Below are 19,683 nucleotides of genomic sequence, written 5' to 3'. Positions count from 1 at the left end.
ACATGAAGCCATGCGACGAGCAGCCATCGTCAGTCCGGTACGCACACCCGTGGGCGCTTTCGGCGGAGCCCTGCGGACGGTGCCGGTCGAGGACCTAGCCGCCACCGTCATCAAGGCGGTGGTCGAGCGGACCGGCATCGATCCGGAGCGGATCGACGACGTCGCCATGGCGCAGTCCTACGCCAATTCCGAGACACCCTGCATCGGACGCTGGGCGGCGCTGCACGCGGGGCTGCCGATCGGGGTACCGGGTTTCCAGACCGACCGCCGGTGTGGCGGGGGACTGCAGGCGCTGGTGACGGCGGCGATGATGGTGCAGACGGGCGCCTGTGACGTGGTGCTCGCCGGTGGCGTGGAGAGCATGTCGAACATCGAGCACTACACCACCTCGATGCGGTGGGGGCGGCGCGCGGGCAACGTGGAACTGTACGACCGGCTCGACCGGGGCCGGGAGCGGTCGCAGCCCGAGCATCGCTTCGGGAAGATCTCCGGCATGGTCGAGACGGCGGAGAACCTGGCGGAGCGCTACGGCATCTCCCGCGAGGCCGCTGACCGGTTCGCCGTCACCAGCCATCTGAAGGCCGCGGCGGCCTGGGAATCCGGGGTCTTCAAGGACGAGGTGGTGCCGGTCACCGTGCCGCAACGGCGTGGGGAGCCGGTCGTCGTCGACCGGGACGAGGGCGTGCGCCCGGACTCCAACGCCGAGGTCCTCGGCCGACTGCGCACCGTGATGCCCGGCGGCACCGTCACGGCCGGCAACGCCAGCCAGCAGAACGACGCCGCCGCCGCGTGCCTGATCGTCGCCGAAGACCGGCTGGAGGCCCTGGGTCTGGAGCCCATCGGCTTCCTGGAGGGTTGGGCGGCCGCGGGCTGCGACCCGGCAGTCATGGGCATCGGCCCGGTCCCGGCCGTGGCCAAGCTGTTCGCCCGCACGGGCAAGTCCTTCGACGATCTGGACCTCGTGGAGATCAACGAGGCGTTCGCCGTCCAGGTCCTCGCGGTACTGGCCGAGTGGGGCTGGCACGACCCCGACCGCATCAACGTCAACGGCTCGGGCATCTCGCTCGGCCACCCGATCGGGGCGACCGGCGTGCGGATCATGACCACGATGCTCCACGAGCTGCGGCGCCGGGGCGGCCGGTACGCGCTGGAGACCATGTGCATCGGCGGCGGCCAGGGCATGGCCGCCCTCTTCTCCGCCGCGTGAGCCCCACCCGAAAGGCGACAGACTCCCGATGACCAAGGTTTTCCCTTCCCCTGCCGCGCTGGCCGCGGCCGTAGGCACCCATGTCGGAACCAGTGAGTGGATCTCCGTCGACCAGGGCCGCATCGACCTGTTCGCCGACGCGACCGGCGACCATCAGTGGATCCACGTCGATGCCGAGCGCGCCGCGTCCGGCCCGTTCGGTGCCACGATCGCGCACGGTTTCCTGACGCTGTCCCTGATCCCCGTGCTGGTCAAAGAGGTCTACCGGACCGAGGGCGTGAAGATGGCCGTCAACTACGGCCTGAACAAGGTGCGTTTCATGAACCCGGTCCGCGTCGGCTCCAAGGTCAGGGCCTCGGTGGACGTCGTCGCGGCCGACGAGGTCCCCGGTGGCCATCAGGTGGTCCTCAAGGTGACCGTCGAGACCGAGGGCGCCGACAAGCCGGCCTGCGTCGCGGAGACGGTCACCCGCCTCTACAGCTGATCGTCCCCCTTCCTCTTCCCCTGCTGTCAAGGAGTACGAGCGTGTCCGAACCCACCGCCACCGCCCAGCGCGTCGCCGTCGTCACCGGTGCCGCCCGCGGTATCGGCGCCGCTACCGCCCGGCGTCTGGCCCGTGACGGCTTCGCCGTCGCCGTCCTCGACCTCGACGAGACGGCGTGCGCCGACACCGTCGCCGCCATCGAGAAAGAGGGCGGGCGCGCCCTCGCCGTCGGCGTCGACGTGGCCGACGCCGCACGCGTCGAGTCGGCCGTCGCGCGCGTGGCGGCCGAACTCGGCCCGCCCCTGGTGCTGGTGAACAACGCCGGCATCACGCGGGACAACCTGCTGTTCAAGATGGACGAGGCAGACTGGGACGCGGTCATCGGCGTGCACCTGCGCGGCGCATTCCTCATGAGCAAGGCCGCCCAGGCGCACATGACCAAGGCCGGCTGGGGCCGCATCATCAACCTCTCGTCCGTCTCCGCGCTCGGCAATCGCGGCCAGGTCAACTACTCCGCCGCCAAGGCAGGCATGCAGGGCTTCACCAAGACCCTCGCCATCGAACTCGGTAAGTTCGGTGTCACCGCCAACGCCGTCGCCCCCGGTTTCATCGTCACGGAGATGACCGCCGCCACCGCCGAGCGGCTCGGCGTTCCCTTCGAGGAGTTCAAGGCCAAGCGCGCGGCCGTCACCCCCGTGCCCCGGGTGGGCGAACCCGACGACATCGCCCACGCGGTCTCCTTCTTCGCCAGCGAGGGCGCCGGCTTCGTGACCGGGCAGGTTCTCTACGTCGCCGGCGGCCCGCGAGGCTGACCGCGCAGGCGTCCGGCCAGTTCCACCACGCACCACCAGCAGCAAGGGAGAGTCATGACCAAGCGGTTCGACCAGGGTTCCTGGGCAACACCGGGCGTACAGACCGTTCAGCCCGGAGTGCACCGCGTGCCGCTGCCCCTCCCGAACGACGGTCTGCACGCCGTGAACGTCTATCTGCTGGAGGACCTGGCCGAGGACGGCGGCCTGGTGATGATCGACGGCGGCTGGGCCATCCCCGAGGCACGCAAGACCCTGGAGGAGGCCCTGTCCGCCATCGGCCGCGACCTCGCGGACATCAGCCACATCCTGGTCACGCACGTCCACCGCGACCACTACACGCAGGCCGTGGAACTGCGCCGGCTGCTCGGCTCCCGCGTCTACCTCGGTGCCGGGGAACGCCGCGGCCTGGAACTGCTCAACGAGCTGCGTGGCGGACTGACCTGCTCCCTGCGCATTCTGCGACAGGCAGGCGCCGACAAACTCGCCGACCACGTACAGGCGACGTACCCCGACCTCTATCAGCCCGAGGACTGGGAGACCCCGGACCGCTGGCTGGGCGCCGAGACCCTGCGCTTCGGCGGCAGTGAACTCCAGGTCATCCCGACGCCGGGGCACACCCAGGGACACGTCGTCTTCCTGGACGAGCAGCGCGGGCTGATGTTCTCCGGCGACCACGTCCTGCCGCGCATCACGCCCTCCATCGGTTTCGAGGCGGCGGACCCCGGCGGCCGGCCGCTGGCCGCCTACCTGGACTCACTGCACCTGATGACCCAGTACGCCGACGCCCGCCTGCTGCCGGCGCACGGCCCCGTCACCGACAGCACCCACACCCGGGTCGCCGAACTGGTCGCCCACCACGACGACCGGCTGGCCAAGACCCTCGCCACCCTCGGGGACGGCACGCACGACGCCTTCAGGGTCGCCCGCGCCCTCGCCTGGACCCGCCGCGAGGTTCCGTTCGGCGAGCTCAGCGCCCTCAACCAGATGCTCGCGGTCAACGAGACGGTCGCCCACCTCGACGTCCTCGTCCTGCGGGGCCAGGCCACCGTGTCGGGCGCCGACGGAGTGAACCGGTACACGCGGCTGCGGTGAAACCACAGCCGCGTGCCGTCTGCCCTGCGTCCTAGACCGCGATGTCCATCTCGGGGCCGATGTACTCCTCCGCCGAGACGACCTTGCCGTCCTTCACCACGGCGACCTGGACGATGTGCACATTCGTACCGTCGAGTGTCGTCGACGTCTGCATGATGAAGCCCTTGTCGGTCAACGTGTAACGAGAGTTGCGGAACGGCGGCAGGCCCCCACGGCTGTGCACGGCGTCGATGGCCTCCTTGACGGTCATCCACTTGTCGTCGGAGCTGTGCCAGACCTTGCAGTCAGGCGCACAGAACTCGTAGAACACATCCACGTCGGTGAGGGCACGCAACCAGTGCTTCGCGATTTCCTCGTTCGTCTTCTCTGCCATTGGCCTCGATGCCTTCCTACTGGTGAGTAAGGGAGTGTGATCGCCTGTCAGAGACAGGTAATCACGCATCATATAAAAAATTCGTCAGCTCGGAGGGCTATAGGAAAGCGCGCACCCTCGCCTGGTGGACGTACCGTGAGGACAGGTGGCGATACCGAACCTGAGGAGTGAGATGGGCGGGTCCGCCGCTGGCGACGCGAGAGAGGTGTTTCCGTTCCCGGCTGTGGCTACAGCCGTGCTGGACGACCGTGGCACCGTGCTGCGCTGGTCCCGGGATGCGGCCGAGCTGCTGGGCCGTACCGCCGAGGAGGTCTGCGGTCGTCCGGTCCGCTCACTGCTCCACGACGGTGGCGTGGGTACGACCGACGACGCCGGCATTCCGACCGGGGGCCGGGCGCTCATGCTGCAGCGAACCGGCCGCCCGATCGATGTCAGTCTCCGCGTTCTGAGGCTGGAACCCTCCGCCGAGCTCCTCATGTTCGTCATGCCCAGCGAGCACGCGACGGAGTGGCGGCAGGGCGTGGGCACCCTTCGCGCACTGCTTGCGCAGGACCGCATCGGGGTCACTCTGCACGGTCCGGACCTGACCGTCGTACGGAGCAACCATGCCTCCGAGGTGTTCGCCGGCCCGGCACCGCCACCGGGCAGCCGCCTGCGTGACCTGCTCTCCCCACGGGACGCCAGGGTCGCCGAGGCCGCACTGCGCCGAGTTCTGGAGAAGGGCGCACCGCTGCTCGGCAGGGACCTGCAGGTGAGAGTGGGGCGGCCCCCGGAGGAGCGGCGGGTGTCGATGTCCGCCTTCCGCATGGACGACACAGAGGGGGCACCGCAGGGCCTCGTCGTGTTGTACACCGAAACCTTCGCGCAGACGCGGTCCCGTCGTGAGCGGGACCTGCTGCACGAGGCCGCCGTCCGGATCGGCGGCTCGCTCGACGCGGCACGCACCGCCCAGGCCCTCGTGGACGTCCTCGTCCCCGCCCTCGGAGACCTGGCCACCGTCGAACTCGCCGACGGAGTGCTCGACGGTGACGACCCCCCGAGAATCCACGGCGGGGGAGACCTGCACCTGCGCCGGGCCGCCGCCGCCTCGGCCACCGGCACCTGGCCGGACTACCTGCTGCAGCCGGGCCAGGCCATCCCCCCGGTGCTGAACACGGCCGACCTGTGGGAGGTGCAGCGCGGCCGGGCCGTTGTCCTCGACAGGCCGGGGGTGATCGCTCTCTTCGAAAAGGCGGGATGGCACCGGCTGGCCATACCGGAGCGCGGCCACTCGGCCATGTGGGCCCCGTTGTACGCGCGCGGTCTGGTCCTCGGCACCGTGGCCGTCTGGCGCACGGACCGACCCGAACCGTTCGACGAGGAGGACGTCGACCTGCTGACCGAGATCGCCTCCCGGGCCGCACTGAGTGTGGACAACGCCCGTCGCTACACCCGTGAGCACCGTTCCGTCCTCGCCCTCCAGCAGCGTCTGCTTCCCGAGCCCACGACCGACACACCCGCGGCCGAGACCGCCGGCCTGTACCTGCCCACCCGCAGTGGGGCCGGCATCAGCGGGGACTGGTACGACGTCATTCCGCTCCCCTCCTTCCGGGTCGCCTTCGTCGTCGGGGACGTGGCCGGACACGGCCTGTACGCCACCGCCACCATGGGCCGGCTGCGCACGGCAGTGCGCACGCTGGCCGACCTGGAACTGGATCCGACGGAACTCCTCACGCACCTGGACGACCGGGTACAGCAGCTCAGCAGGGAGGCGGACCCGGCAAGCCCAGTCGTCGCCACCTGCCTGTACGTCGTCTACGACCCCGTCGCCCGACGCTGTGCCCTGGCCAGCGCCGGTCATCCGCCGCCCGTCCTGATCAGGCCCGACGGCACCACGGAGGTGATCGGCGTTTCCCCCGGACCGCCCCTCGGCGTGGGCAGCATGCCGTTCGAGACAACCGTCGTCGACCTCGAACCCGGCAGCGTCCTGGCCCTCTACACCGACGGTCTGGTCGAGCACCGTGCCGACGACGCCGACGGCGGATGGAGCTGGCTCCAGGAGAGCCTTTCCGCGTCCTGCGACCCCGACCGCCCTCTGGGCGAATCAGGCCGCGCGCTGCTGGCCGACCTCGGCAGTGCCCCGGCTCGGGACGACATCGCGCTGCTGCTGGCCCGCACTCGGGCCGTGCCGCCGGACCACACCGTGTGCTGGGAGTTCGCCGCGGATCCGACGGTCGTGGCCACCGCGCGCCAGGCGGTGACCCGGCAACTCGCCGCCTGGGGCCTGGAGGACGTGGCCTTCACCACGGAACTCATCGTCAGCGAGCTGATCACCAACGCCGTCCGATACGCGGGCGGCCCGGTCGGACTCCGGCTGATCCGCGAGAACGCGCTCGTCTGCGAGGTCACCGACCCGAGCAACACCCAGCCGCGCCTGCGCCGGGCCCGCTGGAGCGACGAGGGAGGCCGTGGCCTGTTCCTGGTCGCTCAGCTCACCAGCCGGTGGGGGAGCCGTTACGGCCGGCAGGGAAAGACCATTTGGGCCGAGCAGCCTCTCGTGCCGACGGAAGTCGACGTCACGGCGTTCCTGTGAGCCGCGCGCCCGGGGAAGGCTGGTCGTCCGCCGGGCGCGTCGGTGTGTTCCCCGGGTCAGCCCTTGATCTTCCACCCCGGAGTGGAGGGCAAGGTGGCCGCCCCGCGCGTCCGGGAGACCGCCGTTCTGTGGGCGCTTCGCCTCGTGAGCGGCCACCACTCGCGTGGAGCGGGGGCGACCGTGAGAGGAGAACCGAGTCCAAACTTTGCCGCCAACCGCCAACCGCCAACCGCCGACCGTCTCGCGGCCGGAATGCTGGCAGGGGTACGGCGGCAACCGGGGCCCGGCTCAAGGCGGTCCGTCAACGGGGCCCAGGGAGCTCTGATCGTCAGTGTGTGGTCTCGGCCTCCGAGCCCACGCCGCTCGCGGCCCAGGAGGAGAGGAACCGCAAGCCGTCGTGGGAGGGGGTGCCCGGTTCGGCGGTCCAGGTGACGAGCTGCTGATCGGGATTGGTGGCGCAGGTGAGCGTGTCCCAGTCGAGGGTGAGGTCGCCGGCCACCGGGTGGCGGAACACCTTGGTACCCATGCCCCGGATCGCGACATGATGCGCGCCCCACCACCGGCGGAAGTCCTCGTCCCGCACCGACAGCTCGCCCACGAGGGCGGTCAGCCGCGGATCCTTGGGGTCGCGGGCCGCCTCCATGCGCAGTTGGGCCACGCAGGTGTGGGCGACGCTCTCCCATTCCGGGTACAGAGCCCGCACGGCAGGGTCGGTGAACACCAGGCGCACGTAGTTGCGCTGCTTCTCAGGGATCCGCGCAAAGTCCGTCACCAGGGCAGCGGCCATCGGATTCCATGCCAGGACGTCCATGCGGCGGCCCAGGACCATGGCGGGCACCGCGACCAGCTCGTCCAGCAGCCGTTGCAGCTGGGGATGCACCCTCTGCGTCACCCGCCGGCGAGGCCGGGTGGCCTCCTTGCCGGCCAGTTCGAACATGTATGCACGCTCGTCGTCGTCGAGCTGGAGGATCCGGGCGAGGCTGTCCAGCACCGGTTGCGATGCCTGTCGGCGGCCCTGTTCCAGGCGGGTGTAGTAGTCCGTGCTGATGGACGCGAGCAGGGCCACCTCCTCGCGTCGCAGCCCCTTCACCCGGCGCCTGCCCCCGGTGTCGGGCAGTCCGACGGCGGAGGGGCTGAGTTCCATGCGGCGGGCCTTGAGGAAGGCACCGAGTTCACTGTGGTGCGCATGACGATCCATGCCACCCAGTCTGGCAGCGCATGGGGTGTTCGTGAGGGGGCCAGTCCTGGCCCAGGACACTAGTGTCCTGGGCTGGTTCCTGCCCCTTTTTCCCAGGGACGGAGCGTGTGAATCTCAAATAGGTGGCCGCCCGGGCCGCCCGCCAGGGCCGACACCCCCCGGGCCTGGACGGCCACGACCCAGCACATCAGCGCAAAGCGCCGCTCAACCCAAGGACGCACACCCAGCACATGAAGACGAACGTCACCTTCCCCAGCGCCGGTCTCTCCCTCGCCGGCATCCTGTTCACCCCGGACTCCCACACCGGCGCACCCCTGCCGGCCGTGGTGGTCTCCCACCCGGGCGGCGGTGTGAAGGAACAGACAGCCAGCATCTACGCCGAGCGCCTGGCCCGCGAGGGCTTCGCCGCGCTCGTCTTCGACGCCGCCTACCAGGGCGAGTCCGAGGGCAGCCCGCGCGGGCTGGAGAACCCCTTCCAGCGCGCCGAGGACGTCCGCGCCGCGGTCACCTACCTCACCACCCGCAACGACATCGACCCGAACCGCATCGGCGCGCTCGGCATCTGCGCCTCCGGCGGCTACGTGCCGTTCGCCGCGCAGACCGACCACCGCATCAATGCCGTGGCCGCCGTCAGCGCCGTGGACATCCGTAGTCTGCTGGTCGACGGCCTGGGCCGCACTCAGGGCCCCGAGGTCCTGCAGGCCCTGCTCGACCAGGCGGGCGCGCTGCGCACCGCGGAGGCCAAGGGCGAGGCCCCGGCCACGCTCAACTGGGCGCCCGAGAGCCCCGAGGGCCTGGAGGAGGCGCCCACCCTGTACCGGGAGGCGCAGGACTACTACCGCACTCCGCGGGGCGGGCACTGCAACTCCACCAACGAGTGGCCGCTGCGCAGCATCGACCAGATCGCCCAGTTCGACCCCTACGCCATGGTCGAGCTGATCTCCCCGCGTCCGCTGCTGATGATCGTCGGTTCCGACTCGGACACCGCCTACTTCAGCCGTGAGGCCATTGAAAAGGCGAAGGAGCCCAAGGAACTGTTCGTCGTCGACGGCGCCACCCACATCTCGCTGTACGACAAGGACGAGCACGTCACCCCGGCGGTCGCCAAGCTCACCGACTTCTTCGGCAAGCACCTGGCTGCCTGACCGGCGACCGGTGCGCCCGGCCCGTCACCGGGCCGAGCGCACCGTGTCCGACGGAAGGACCCCGAACCGGTCCCGGTACTGCTGCGCGAACCGTCCCGGGTGGAAGAATCCCCAGCGGGCCGCGACGTCGGTGACCGATTCGGGCGTCCCCGTACTCAGCTCCAGATGGACCCGGTCGAGCCGGACCACGCGCACGTAGGCGCGGGGCGACATCCCCACCAGGTCACGGAAACCGGCCTGCAGGGACCGTTCACCGATTCCGGCCACGGCGGCGAGGTCGGCCGTGCTCAGCTCCAGGTGGGGATGTTCGTCGATGTACTCCACGACCTGCATGATCCTCGTCCGTCGGCTGTGCGCGGGCTTGCCGTGGAGGGTCTCGCTGAGCTGGCTGGGGATGGTCATGAGCAGCTGGGTCATCAGCGCCGACTCGAGTTCGTGCCGGACGGTGGGCATGGTGGCGAGGCCGTCCGGCCGGAGCAGCTCCGCGTAGAGGAAGCTCACCGTCGCATTGAGCATCTGGCCCGGTGCACTGCTGAGATCGAACTCCAGGGCGAACCGGATGCCGCCGTCGACGGGGCGGCCGGTGAGCTTCGCGGCATGGGCCTCCAGCAGCTCCTTGGGGAGCTTGATGGCGTACTGCACGCCGTCCGGGCTCCACCACATGGTCACGGGACCGTTCGGCAGCATGGCGATGCCGCTGCGGCCAGCCGTCGAGGTGCGGGTCGTGCCGTTCTGCTGGACCGTGCTGGCGCCGGAGACGGGCAGGTTGACGTGGTAGACGGACCTCATCGGAGGACCGAAGATCGTGACGTCGGTGCCGTATCCGAGCCGCGCGAGCGTCAGCCGGCCCGACGGCGTCAGATCGAGACGGCAGTCCAACGTTGCCCTGTCGCCGACCGACATGTCGTGCTCGGCGAACGTCTTCGTGACCTGTGTACGGGCGATGTCGAGATCAGTGGTGCGAAAGCGCAGCCGGGGCCCCGGCTGCGCCGTCTGCCGATCGGTACTCATTTTCCCTCGCGTGTTCCGTGCCGGCCTCCGAAGCCACTGACGGCGAGAAGTGCAAACACAATATTGGATATGCCGACCATCGGAAAGGGTGCCCGAAGGCTGGGTCACGACCGCCCAAAGCGCGGTTTCGGTTTGCGGATGCCCGCCTGCGGTCCGCGGATGGTGACGCGATTCTGCCGCGACCTAGCGTCTGCCCTCGACGCGCAGCACCTGCGCCGTCCTTGAGCCGAACAGTGGAGTCGTGCGACATGAGCGAGGAATCGCGCACCACGAACCGGCCGCTCCCCGTCGAGCGGCATCCGATGCAGGGCACCTGCCCCCGTTGCGCCGCCGAAGAGCTGCGCGGCTATCCCGTCAACTCCGAGGGAGGCTGGTTCGACGTCGTCAAGTGCCAGAGCTGCCTGCTGTCGGTCAGTCGTGACCGCGGACCGCGCCTCGGACCCATCCGGCTCCTCTCCGACCTGCTGTAGCGAAGGATCAACGATGATCGCAGTGGACGTAGGAGGCACCTTCACCGACGTGGTCGCCCTTCGGGACGGGGCCATCCACACGGCGAAGGTGTCCACGGACTACACCGACGTGACGAAGCCGGTACTTCAGGGCGCGGCCGCGCTGGGGGTCGAGGGATCCCGCGTCTTCAACCACGCCAGTACCCACGGACTCAACGCGGTGATCACCCGCCGGCTCCCGAAGATCGGGTTCCTGGCCACCGAGGGGCACCGCGACATCCTCGACATGGGCCGCGTGTGGCGGCCCGCCGAGGCGATGCTGGATCCGCACTGGCGGCGCAGCTTCGGCGACGCCTCGCGCCCGCTGGTGCCGCGCTACCTGCGGCGCGGGATCCGGGAGCGGATCACGGCCGACAGCGGAGTGCTGTTCCCCCTCGACGAGGCGCAGGCCCGGGCGGAACTGGAGGTCCTGCGCGGCTGCGGGGTCGCCGGAGTGGCGATCTGCCTGATCAACGCCTACGTCAACCGGGCCCACGAGGAGCGGCTCCGCGAGCTGGTGCACGAGGTGCTCGGCGACGTCCCATGTTCCATCTCCAGCGAGGTCTCCCCGCTCGCCAAGGAGTACACCCGCGCCTCGACGACGGTGGTCGACGCGCTGATGAAACTGATCTACGCCGACTACACCGCCACCCTCGAGAAGGGCCTCGCGGACATCGGCTTCACCGGGCAGCTCAATTTTGCGGACTGCGCGGCCACCTTGGTGCCGTCGAACCGGGCCATGGAGCAGCCGTTCAGGATCGTGTTCTCGGGTCCGGCCGCGGGCACGGTCGCGAGCGCCCACTTCGGCTCCCTCATCGGCGAACCGGAGCTGCTCTGTGCCGACGTCGGGGGCACGTCCTGCGACATCAGCGTCGTCACCGGAGGCGAGCCGTACGTCGCCACGACCTTCGAGCTGGAACACGACCTGGTCGTCAATGCGCTTGCCAACGAGGTCACCGCCATCGGTGCCGGAGGCGGGAGCCTCGTGACGATCGGGCAGTCGGGTGAGATCCAGGTGGGGCCGGGCAGCGCCGGTTCCACGCCCGGACCGGCCTGCTACGGCCGCGGCGGGACCCAGCCGACGACGACTGACACGTGTCTGATGATCGGCATCATCGATCCGGACACCTTCGCCGGCGGGAAACTGCACCTCGACGCCGAGCGGGCGCGCGCGGCCTTCGAGAACCTGCGCACGGAGTTCACGCTCGCGCAGCGGGTCCGCTACGCGTACGAGATGGCGGTGCACAACATCGCCGAGGGCGTCTTCAACGTGGCGATCAAGAACGGTGTCGACCCCCGGGACTACACCCTCATCGCCTACGGCGCGGCGGGCCCGATGCTGCTGCCTGCCGCGATGGACGCCGTGCACTGCAAGCAGGTCGTCGTCCCGCCCAACCCCGGACTGTTCTCGGCACTGGGTCTGCTGTCGGCCGACCAGGTGTTCACCGCGAACCGCAGCGCCTACACCGTCCTCACCCCCGAGGCGGCCCCGCGGATCGACGAGCTCTTCACGGACATGGAGACACAGTTGCGGGAGCGCATCGCCTCCGACGCGACCGTCACGTTCGAGCGCAGCTACGACGGCCATCTGGTCGGCCAGAGCTGGGAGACCCCGTTCGTGCCGGTCCCGGGCGGTGCCGTCGACGCCGATGCCGTCGCCGCGATGATCGCCTCGTTCCACGACACGTACCAGGAGCGCTCGGGCAACCGCTTCGACACCATGCCCGTCGAGGGCGTCACCTTCCGGGTCCGCGCCGTGCTGGACACCGAGAAGGTCGAGTATCCCGAGCTCCCGCGTCGCGGCGCGGACGAGCCGCTCACCCCGACCCGGATCGTCACGCTCCGCTACCTCGGCGACCTGGACGCGATCGACGACGAGGCCGGCCAGGAGGCCGCCGTCTACGACCGGGACGCGCTGCGCGCCGGCGACGAGATCGAGGGCCCGGTCATCGTCAACGAGGGTCTGTCGACCACCCATGTCGGTACCGGCCAGCGCCTCGTCGTCGGCCGGTACGGCGAACTCGTCATCCGGAGGAAGTGAGCAGCGTGAGCAACCTCGGCATCCCCGCCACCGCACCGACGCGCATCCGGGACCTGACCGACGAAGCCTTCAGGGCGGCGTACGGCTGCGACCGCTTCACCGCGTCCGTCATCGTGAACCGGCTGAAATACGCGGTCGGCCACATGAGCACCGCGTTCCTCCGGGAGGCGTTCTCGCCGATCATCCGGGACTGGTACGACTTCGCCTGCACGATCAGCGGACCCCCGGAGCAGGACTACCGGACGGCCGTGGTCAGCAACAGCCTCACCCCCTTCCTCGGCACCATGCCGGACGCCGTGCGCAACACCGTCGAGGAGTTCGGACCGACGGGCCTCGCCCCGGGCGACGTACTGATCTGCAACGACCCCTACCGCGGCGGCACCCACGTCAACGACGTCCTGTTCACCAGGCCCGTCTTCGTCGACGGGCGGATCGTGTCCTTCGTGAGCATGCGCGCCCACCAGCTCGACATGGGCGGCACCGTGCCCGGCGGCTTCTCGGCCACGAAGCGGGACGTCTACGAGAACGGCGTGGTCATCCCGCCCGTCCTGCTGTGGTCGAAGGACCAGCCGGTGCGCTCGACCTTCAGCCTCATCTTCGACAACACGCGCTGGGGCGCGATGCTCCTGCCCGACTTCAAGAGCATCCACCAGCAACTGCAGCTCGGCGAGCGGCTCGTGCGGGAGAACATCGAGCGCTACGGACCGGACGCCCACCTCGGCGCACTCGCCTACGCCTGCGACACCTCGGCCGAGCTGATGCGCGAGGCCGTCGCGCGCGTCCCGGACGGCGACTACACGGGAGCCGCGAGGATCGACGCGGACGGAATGGACGACACGGTCGACTACACCGTCCACGTCACGCTGCGCAAGCGCGACCACGACATCGAGGCCGATCTGTCGGGGACGTCGGCGCAGGCCAGGACCTGCATCAACTGCGGCATCTCCGACGCGAAGACCGCTCTGGGTGTCGCCCTGACGATGCTCCTCGACCCGGCGATCCCGTTCACCTCCGGCACTTGGCGCCATCTCGACCTGGTGGCGCCCCCGGGGACGCTGCTCACGGCATTGCCTCCCCAGGGAGCGCCCATGATGTTCTGGGAGGCCTCCGGGGCCCTGATCGCGGCGGTCTTCGACGCGCTGAACCCGGTCCTCGGCGAGAACGCGGTGGGCGGCGACTACGGCTCCACCAACACCCACAACGCGAACGGCGTGCGACAGGACGGCACGCCGTGGACGAGCGCCACCCAGTGCGGCGGCGAACACGGACCGTGGGGGGCCACCAAGGCGGGTGACGGCGACAGTTACACCGTCCTGTTCAACCTGAACAACCTTGACCCCGCGACCGAGACCATCGAGCACGACTCGCCCGTGGTCATGCTCCGCAAGGAGCATGCGATCGACACCGGCGGACCGGGCGCCCACCGCGGTGGTGCCGCCAACCTGAAGGACACCCTCTGGCTCACCGACGCCGACCACTACCTGTCGCCCTTCCGTACCAGGGAGCCGAGCGGTGTCGGCGCGGGCGGTGGCCAGGCGGGACCGACCGGAGCCATGTGGATCTTCCCGCCGAGGGAAGGAACCGACGGTCCCGCCGGCCTCGTGGCAACCGCCCCGGACGTCTACGCCGACAGCATTCCGGTCGCCGGCGTACTCGACCCGGAGACGAAGAGCCTCGACCCCGTGAACGGCACGTACCACCACTTCGCCAGCCGTAAGACATGGCGGACGAGGGCGGGCGCGGTACTGCGGTGCCTGACGAACGGCGGCGGAGGCTGGGGCTCGCCCTTCGCACGCGACCCCGAGAAGGTCCTCGCCGACGTGCGGGACGAGTACGTGAGCATCGACGGCGCGGCCCGCGACTACGGCGTCGTCGTGCTCGGCGACCCCCACTTCGACCCCGAGCGCCTGCGGATCGACATGGAGGCCACCACTGCCCTCCGTCGGGCGCGGAACAGGGGGTGATCGCGCTCGCTTTCGATTGACCGAACCCTAGCCAAGACGTTCACCATAAAATATATTTCATTTCTCTCCAGGTCATCTTCGCCGGAAGCGAGGCGCACGTCGTGCAGATCATCCCCCCAGTCGAGGCAGCGGTCGCGCGTTTGGTGGTCGAGCTGGATCACGACTCACTCCCGCCCGAGGCCGTGCAGGGCGCGCGGCGGCTGATGCAGGACCAGCTGGCGGTGCAGATCGGATGCGCGAGCCTGCCGTGGAGCCAGACAGTGCTGAACCTGACGCGGAACCGCCACGTTCCGGGTGCGGCGCACGTGGTCTTCGCCGGCGACACGATGAGCGCGGCGGACGCGGCCTTCGTCAACGCCACGTTCGGTCACGGCTTCGAGTACGACGACGCCCACCGCGCGAGCTCCAGCCATCCCGGGAGCTGCGTCGTCTCCACCGCCCTCGCGGTGGGAGAAGAGATCGGCGCGTCCATGCGGGACGTACTGCTCGGCATCGTCGCGGGCTATGAGGTGTACACCCGGATCGGCGTGCTCGCCGCGCCGGAACTGCTGGAGCGCGGCTTCCACCCGCACGCGCTCCTGTCGGCCTTCGGTGCCGCCGCGGTGGTCGCGAAGATGCGTGGCCTGGACCTGGAGCAGACCACCCACGCCCTGGCCATTGCGATGAGCCACTGTGCGGGGACCACCGAGTACACGTCGTCGGGCGGCTCGGTGAAGCGGGTGCACGCGGGCATCGGCACCCGGAACGGAATCCGCGCGGCCGAGATGGCCGAGGCGGGCATCACCGGACCCACGGCCTACCTCACGGGAACCAAGGGGTTCTACCGCACCTTCGTCGGACGTGAGGTGGGCCCGGACGCGGCCTCCGCGTTCGCGCTCGGTGCTCCCTTCGAGATCACCCGGGTCTGGATCAAGCCCTACTGCTGCTGCGGCATCAATCACGCCTACATCGACGGCGCGCGGCAGCTGGCCGACCGGGTGGAACTGATCGACGAGGTCGAGCTCGGCATCCAGACAGGCGGGAACGTCATCGTCGGCACCAGCAACGCCAACGCCTACGCGCCCCGGAGCATCGAGAACCTGCAGTACAGCCTGCCCTTCCAGTTCGCCCTCTCGCTCCTGGGCCTCGGCAACGGCTTCTCGACGCATCGCGCCTTCATGGACGGACGTCTCGACCTGTCCGACGGCAGCAGGGCGGCGGAACTGGCCGGCCGGGTCCGTATCACGCCCAAGCCCGAGCTCGACACCGCTCACCCCGGGAAGTGGGTCGCCGACATCACGGTCACCTACCGCGACGGCACCCGCGAGCACCTCTTCGTCGACAGCCCGCTCGGCACCTCGGAGAACCCGGTTTCGCAGGCCGACCTCGACGCCAAGTTCCGCGACCTGACGGTGGCGAGCATGGGCGAGGAACGCAGCGAGGCACTGCTGCGGGCCATCAACGACGGTGACGACGGCATGCCGGCCGAGACGATGGCCAAGCTCCTGCTGATCTGATCGCCCGCCTTCCGTGTGACCCCTCATCGAGCCGCTTCTGTTCACGGAGAACGGAAAAAGAGGAGAACGAATGCCTACCGCCCAAGGGACACCGCCTGTGGTCCCGGATTTCGTCGCCGGCCCGAAACAGCTTCTGATCGGCGGCAAGTGGGTCGAACCGACATCCGGCAAACAGATCGACGTCATCAACCCGGCGACAGGGCAGCAGCTCTGTAGCATCGCCCAGGGCGACGCCACGGACGTGGACCTCGCCGTCGCCGCGGCGCGGCGTGCCTTCGAGGGGGAGTGGAACCGCTGGACGCCGCATCAGCGCCGCAAGCTTCTGCTGAGGATCCATGACGTCGTCCTCGACCATTTTGACGAACTGGCCCTGATCGAGACCCTGGACATGGGCGCGCCCCTGTCGAGGACCAAGGGGCTCAAGGAGTGGACCTCGCAGGTCCTGCAGTTCTTCGCCTCGCAGTGCGACAGCGCGAGTGTGTCGGCGCCGCAGAACTCGCTCCCAGGGCATTTCCTGACGCTGAAGCACCTTGCCCCCGTCGGCGTGGTCGGCGGCATCATCCCCTGGAACGGTCCCCTGATCGGCCTCTGGTGGATCTTCGGCCCCGCGCTGGCCACCGGCTGCACCGCCGTCCTGAAGCCCGCCGAGGACGCTTCCCTGTCCGTACTGCGGCTGTCCGAGCTGTTGCTGGAAGCGGGAGTGCCCGACGGCGTGATCAACGTCGTGACGGGTTACGGCGCCGACGCGGGTCAGGCCCTGGCGGAGCACCAGGACGTCGACCGCATCGCGTTCACCGGCTCGGTCGGCACGGCGCGCGCGATCGTCCGGGCGTCGGCCGGCAACCTCAAGCGTCTGCAGCTGGAGCTGGGCGGCAAGTCACCCGACATCGTCTTCGCCGACGCCGACCTGGACAAGGCCGTGCCCGGCGCCGCCATGGGCGTCTACACCAACAGCGGTCAGGTCTGCGTCGCCGGTACCCGGATCCTCGTGGAGCGTTCCGTCCACGACGAGTTCGTCGAGCGCATGAGGGACTTCGCGAAGACGATCCGCGTGGGAGACGGACTCGACCCGGACACCCAGATGGGGCCGCTGATCTCTCAGCGGCAGCTCGAACGGGTCATGCACTACATCGGCGTGGGCGGCGGCGAAGCCCGGCTGGCAGGCGGCGGAAACCGCCTGGGCGGCGAACTCGCCCCGGGCTTCTTCGTCGAACCGACGATCTTCGCCGGTGCGTCCAACGACATGACCATCGCCCAGGAAGAGATCTTCGGGCCCGTCGCCTCGGTGATCCCCTTCGACGACATCGACGACGCGCTGCGCGTCGCCAACGACACCCCGTACGGCCTGGCGGGCGGGGTGTGGACACGTAACCTGTCCACCGCGCACAAGGTCTCGCAGGGGATCAACGCGGGGACGATCTGGGTCAACTGCTACGGAGTCCTGGACCCGGCCATCGGTTTCGGCGGAACCAAGATGAGCGGTTACGGCTGGAAGGGAGCGAAGGAGCACGTGGAGAGCTTCCTGTACCCGAAGGCCGTCTACATCAACCTCGACTAGCAGCCGGAGGAAGAGGTGATCAGCCGGCCGGCGGCACGTCCGCCCGGCCGGGTCTGTCGACGGCGGACGTTCCCGGGCCGTTCGCCGACGACGCCTGTGCCTGCGCGGCGGACTCGAGCATGGCGCCGATCGCCTCGGGGCTCAAGGCCGACAGGCCGTCGAAGAGGCCGCTCGACCGCAGGGCGATGACACCAACGAGGCAGGAGATCAGGACTTCGGCCCTGGCGACCGGATCCTCGGCACCGTCGGCCGCCAGCCGGGCGGCGAGCGGCGCCACCAGGCGGGTGCGCATCTCGTCGGCCGCCGAGGCCCGCACCTCCGGGGCGTTGCCCTGGGAGAGGAGCGCCTGCACCAGCGGACCCGGTGCTCCCCGCCGGTCGGCCCGGCCCAGCGCGTAGGCGGTGAATGCCGCGAGGTCGACGGTGTCGGGAGACACGGTCACCTCACGGCTGTCCTCGGCCACGGCCGACCGGTACAGGGCGGCCTTGCCGCCGAAGTACCGTGCGACCAGGGAACCGTCCGCTCCGGCGCGCTCACCGATGTCGCGAAGCGTCACCGCTTCGTATCCGTGGCGGCCGAACAGGTCGCGGGCGGCGTCGAGCAGCGCGGCACGCGTGGCGTCCGAGTCGCGTTTCCTGCTCCGCGGGCGTTCCGAACCCGAGCCCATCACTCGTCCTTTCCGGCCCGGATCCTCTCAGCGCCCGGAGCCGCGGCGGACGATACCCCACTCGGAATCCGTCGGCCGCGCGACCGGGGCCGGGGCCCGAGTCACGACTGCCTGCGACTTCGAGGTTGCGCGGCGGCGTGGCGGCACAACGACGGCGGTGACGACGCCGAGGAAGGTAGCCGCCGCGGTGACCAGGAGCGCCGTGGTGTAGGCGGAGCTGCGGGGGACGTCCCCGCCGGCCGGAGTGTGGGCGAGCATGATGGCCGAGATGGCGGCGCTGCCGACGGAGCCTCCGACCGTGCGCAGGACCTGGTTGAAGCTGGTGGCGCTGCCCGTCTCGGACGGCGGTACGTGGCGGACGATGAGCAGGGGCATGACCGCGTACGCCGCCCCCACACCCGCGCCGAGCAGGAAGGTCCCGAGGACGAGTACGGCCACGTGGTCGCGCCACAGGGCGAGCAGGAGCAGGTCGACGGTGACCACGAGGGAGCCCAGGGGCAGCACCCGGTAGGGACCGAAGCGGGACACCAGGGCCGAGGCGGCACGGTTCGCCGTCAGGCTGCCCAGGGACATCGGCAGCAGGACGAGTCCCGTGGCGGTCAGGGAGAGCTGGAAGCCGTACCCGGCCGCGGCGGGGACCTGTGTGTAGAGGTTGATCAGGGACAGCACGCCGAACATGCCGATGCCGGTGAGCAGGGCGGTCGTATTGGCTGCCAGGACCGCGCGGTTGCGTATCAGACGGATGTCGACCAGGGGATGCGGGGTTCGCAGGGCCTGGACGATCCAGAGGGCCAGCACCGCGGCTCCGGCACCGAGGCACCCGAGAGTGGCCCCCGACACCATTCCCCATGCCACACCCTGGCTCACGGCCAGGAGCACCAGGGCCAGCCCGGAGCAGAGCAACGCCGTCCCCGTCACGTCGAGCGGACGCCGCGGCACCGAGGACCCCACGGGCACCGCCCACTTCACGACCACCAGGGCGAAGGCGCTCAGCAGCGCCGCGAACCAGAACCCGGCGCGGTAGTCGAGGTGCTGGGCGATGACGCCCGTCAGGGGATACCCGATGCCCGCGCCCACCGACGTGGTGATGGACAGCGACGCGATCCCGGAGCGCATCCGCTCCGCGGGCAGATGCTCACGGGCGACGGCGATCGCCAGCGGCAACAGGCCCATCCCCATACCTTGCAGGGTGCGTCCCGCCAGGAGCCACGCGAAGCCGGGAGCGGCCGCCGCCAGGACGCTGCCGGCCAACACACCGGCCAGCGCCCCCTGGATCGCCCCGCGCCGGCGCGGCCCGTCACCGAGCCGGCCCAGGACCGGGCCGGCGACCGCTCCGGCCAGCAGGGTCGCGGTCAGAATCCACTGGGCCGCGCTGAGCGACACATGCTGCTCGCGCGCGACGGTCGGCACCATCGGCGCCCCGAGTGTGCTGATCACGGACACCGTCAGCGCCGTGAACATCAAGGACGGCAGCAGGACCCGCGATTGACCGGCCATGCCGGGTTTCCTTTCGACGGTTGTCATCAACCAATGTCATTGAACGATGACATATAATATCGATAATGGATCCGAGGC

16 protein-coding genes are annotated in these 19,683 nt (G+C 69.8%); 11 read left to right on the top strand and 5 right to left on the bottom strand.

Going from position 1 to position 19,683, the window contains the following annotated elements; translation table 11 throughout:
• The first annotated feature begins 10 nt into the window (after positions 1–10).
• The 4 genes from IE260_RS37220 to IE260_RS37205 are packed head-to-tail and all read left to right on the top strand — an operon-like array spanning position 11 to position 3,595.
• The gene (locus IE260_RS37220; RefSeq protein ID WP_189880213.1) at positions 11–1,207 is read left to right on the top strand and encodes an acetyl-CoA C-acetyltransferase; all 1,197 of its coding nucleotides are present in this window, start codon (positions 11–13) and stop codon (positions 1,205–1,207) included.
• A gap of 28 nt (positions 1,208–1,235) precedes the next feature.
• A complete protein-coding gene (locus IE260_RS37215; RefSeq protein WP_189880211.1) occupies positions 1,236–1,691 on the top strand; it encodes a MaoC family dehydratase in 456 nt (151 codons plus the stop codon).
• Between the two features lie 41 nt (positions 1,692–1,732).
• Positions 1,733–2,503, top strand: a complete 771-nt coding sequence (gene fabG / locus IE260_RS37210) for a 3-oxoacyl-ACP reductase FabG (RefSeq protein ID WP_189880209.1) — start codon at positions 1,733–1,735, stop codon at positions 2,501–2,503.
• A gap of 54 nt (positions 2,504–2,557) precedes the next feature.
• The gene (locus IE260_RS37205; protein WP_189880207.1) at positions 2,558–3,595 is read left to right on the top strand and encodes an MBL fold metallo-hydrolase; all 1,038 of its coding nucleotides are present in this window, start codon (positions 2,558–2,560) and stop codon (positions 3,593–3,595) included.
• A 31-nt stretch (positions 3,596–3,626) separates the two neighbouring features.
• Here IE260_RS37205 and IE260_RS37200 read toward each other — a convergent pair whose 3' ends face one another.
• Entirely contained in the window at positions 3,627–3,968 is a 342-nt protein-coding gene (locus tag IE260_RS37200; protein WP_189880205.1) for a nuclear transport factor 2-like protein, read from the bottom strand.
• 172 nt (positions 3,969–4,140) lie between these two features.
• On the opposite strand from IE260_RS37200, the gene IE260_RS37195 reads away from it, so the two are divergent.
• Complete coding sequence (locus IE260_RS37195) at positions 4,141–6,540, top strand: SpoIIE family protein phosphatase (RefSeq protein ID WP_189880245.1); 2,400 nt, start codon at positions 4,141–4,143, stop codon at positions 6,538–6,540.
• 328 nt (positions 6,541–6,868) lie between these two features.
• Here the strand turns inward: IE260_RS37195 and IE260_RS37190 are convergent, their stop codons facing one another.
• The gene (locus IE260_RS37190) at positions 6,869–7,738 is read right to left on the bottom strand and encodes a helix-turn-helix domain-containing protein (RefSeq protein ID WP_189880203.1); all 870 of its coding nucleotides are present in this window, start codon (positions 7,736–7,738) and stop codon (positions 6,869–6,871) included.
• 230 nt (positions 7,739–7,968) lie between these two features.
• Here IE260_RS37190 and IE260_RS37185 point away from each other — a divergent pair, with 230 nt between their 5' ends.
• Positions 7,969–8,883, top strand: coding sequence for an alpha/beta hydrolase (locus tag IE260_RS37185; protein ID WP_189880201.1), 915 nt, complete (start codon positions 7,969–7,971; stop codon positions 8,881–8,883).
• Positions 8,884–8,907: 24 nt separating this feature from the next.
• On the opposite strand, the gene IE260_RS37180 is transcribed toward IE260_RS37185, so the two are convergent.
• A complete protein-coding gene (locus tag IE260_RS37180; RefSeq protein ID WP_189880198.1) occupies positions 8,908–9,894 on the bottom strand; it encodes an AraC family transcriptional regulator in 987 nt (328 codons plus the stop codon).
• Positions 9,895–10,142: 248 nt separating this feature from the next.
• On the opposite strand from IE260_RS37180, the gene IE260_RS37175 reads away from it, so the two are divergent.
• From IE260_RS37175 to IE260_RS37155, 5 genes are all read left to right on the top strand, one after another.
• On the top strand, positions 10,143–10,364 hold the full coding sequence (locus IE260_RS37175; RefSeq protein WP_189880196.1) for a hypothetical protein: 222 nt from the start codon (positions 10,143–10,145) through the stop codon (positions 10,362–10,364).
• Between the two features lie 13 nt (positions 10,365–10,377).
• A complete protein-coding gene (locus IE260_RS37170; protein WP_189880194.1) occupies positions 10,378–12,423 on the top strand; it encodes a hydantoinase/oxoprolinase family protein in 2,046 nt (681 codons plus the stop codon).
• A gap of 5 nt (positions 12,424–12,428) precedes the next feature.
• Positions 12,429–14,387, top strand: a complete 1,959-nt coding sequence (locus tag IE260_RS37165; RefSeq protein ID WP_229881694.1) for a hydantoinase B/oxoprolinase family protein — start codon at positions 12,429–12,431, stop codon at positions 14,385–14,387.
• A gap of 101 nt (positions 14,388–14,488) precedes the next feature.
• Positions 14,489–15,883 carry an MmgE/PrpD family protein gene (locus IE260_RS37160; protein WP_189880190.1) on the top strand — a complete coding sequence of 465 codons (1,395 nt, stop codon included), beginning with the start codon at positions 14,489–14,491 and terminating at the stop codon, positions 15,881–15,883.
• Positions 15,884–15,953: 70 nt separating this feature from the next.
• Positions 15,954–17,441, top strand: coding sequence for an aldehyde dehydrogenase family protein (locus tag IE260_RS37155; RefSeq protein ID WP_189880188.1), 1,488 nt, complete (start codon positions 15,954–15,956; stop codon positions 17,439–17,441).
• A gap of 19 nt (positions 17,442–17,460) precedes the next feature.
• On the opposite strand, the gene IE260_RS37150 is transcribed toward IE260_RS37155, so the two are convergent.
• Together IE260_RS37150 and IE260_RS37145 are read right to left on the bottom strand one after the other, a co-directional pair.
• On the bottom strand, positions 17,461–18,108 hold the full coding sequence (locus tag IE260_RS37150) for a TetR/AcrR family transcriptional regulator (RefSeq protein ID WP_189880186.1): 648 nt from the start codon (positions 18,106–18,108) through the stop codon (positions 17,461–17,463).
• 27 nt (positions 18,109–18,135) lie between these two features.
• Positions 18,136–19,605: an MFS transporter gene (locus tag IE260_RS37145; protein ID WP_229881693.1), complete on the bottom strand. Its 1,470-nt coding sequence runs from the start codon at positions 19,603–19,605 to the stop codon at positions 18,136–18,138.
• Between the last annotated feature and the right edge of the window lie 78 nt (positions 19,606–19,683).

Origin of the sequence: Streptomyces viridiviolaceus (assembly GCF_014650995.1) — a bacterium.
GTDB classification, from domain to species: Bacteria; Actinomycetota; Actinomycetes; order Streptomycetales; family Streptomycetaceae; genus Streptomyces; species Streptomyces viridiviolaceus.
The sequence above is the reverse complement of the archived record's forward strand: the minus strand, read 5'-3'. Positions and strand labels throughout refer to the sequence as shown.

What these genes read in the sequence shown, in the direction of transcription:
- IE260_RS37150 (WP_189880186.1), bottom strand. Translation starts at nt 18,108, where the DNA reads ATGGGCTCGGGTTCGGAACGCCCGCGGAGCAGGAAACGCGACTCGGAC.
- IE260_RS37205 (WP_189880207.1), top strand. Translation starts at nt 2,558, where the DNA reads ATGACCAAGCGGTTCGACCAGGGTTCCTGGGCAACACCGGGCGTACAG.
- IE260_RS37175 (WP_189880196.1), top strand. Translation starts at nt 10,143, where the DNA reads ATGAGCGAGGAATCGCGCACCACGAACCGGCCGCTCCCCGTCGAGCGG.
- IE260_RS37145 (WP_229881693.1), bottom strand. Translation starts at nt 19,605, where the DNA reads ATGGCCGGTCAATCGCGGGTCCTGCTGCCGTCCTTGATGTTCACGGCG.
- IE260_RS37155 (WP_189880188.1), top strand. Translation starts at nt 15,954, where the DNA reads ATGCCTACCGCCCAAGGGACACCGCCTGTGGTCCCGGATTTCGTCGCC.
- IE260_RS37215 (WP_189880211.1), top strand. Translation starts at nt 1,236, where the DNA reads ATGACCAAGGTTTTCCCTTCCCCTGCCGCGCTGGCCGCGGCCGTAGGC.
- IE260_RS37220 (WP_189880213.1), top strand. Translation starts at nt 11, where the DNA reads ATGCGACGAGCAGCCATCGTCAGTCCGGTACGCACACCCGTGGGCGCT.
- IE260_RS37170 (WP_189880194.1), top strand. Translation starts at nt 10,378, where the DNA reads ATGATCGCAGTGGACGTAGGAGGCACCTTCACCGACGTGGTCGCCCTT.
- IE260_RS37185 (WP_189880201.1), top strand. Translation starts at nt 7,969, where the DNA reads ATGAAGACGAACGTCACCTTCCCCAGCGCCGGTCTCTCCCTCGCCGGC.
- IE260_RS37200 (WP_189880205.1), bottom strand. Translation starts at nt 3,968, where the DNA reads ATGGCAGAGAAGACGAACGAGGAAATCGCGAAGCACTGGTTGCGTGCC.
- IE260_RS37190 (WP_189880203.1), bottom strand. Translation starts at nt 7,738, where the DNA reads ATGGATCGTCATGCGCACCACAGTGAACTCGGTGCCTTCCTCAAGGCC.
- IE260_RS37180 (WP_189880198.1), bottom strand. Translation starts at nt 9,894, where the DNA reads ATGAGTACCGATCGGCAGACGGCGCAGCCGGGGCCCCGGCTGCGCTTT.
- IE260_RS37195 (WP_189880245.1), top strand. Translation starts at nt 4,141, where the DNA reads ATGGGCGGGTCCGCCGCTGGCGACGCGAGAGAGGTGTTTCCGTTCCCG.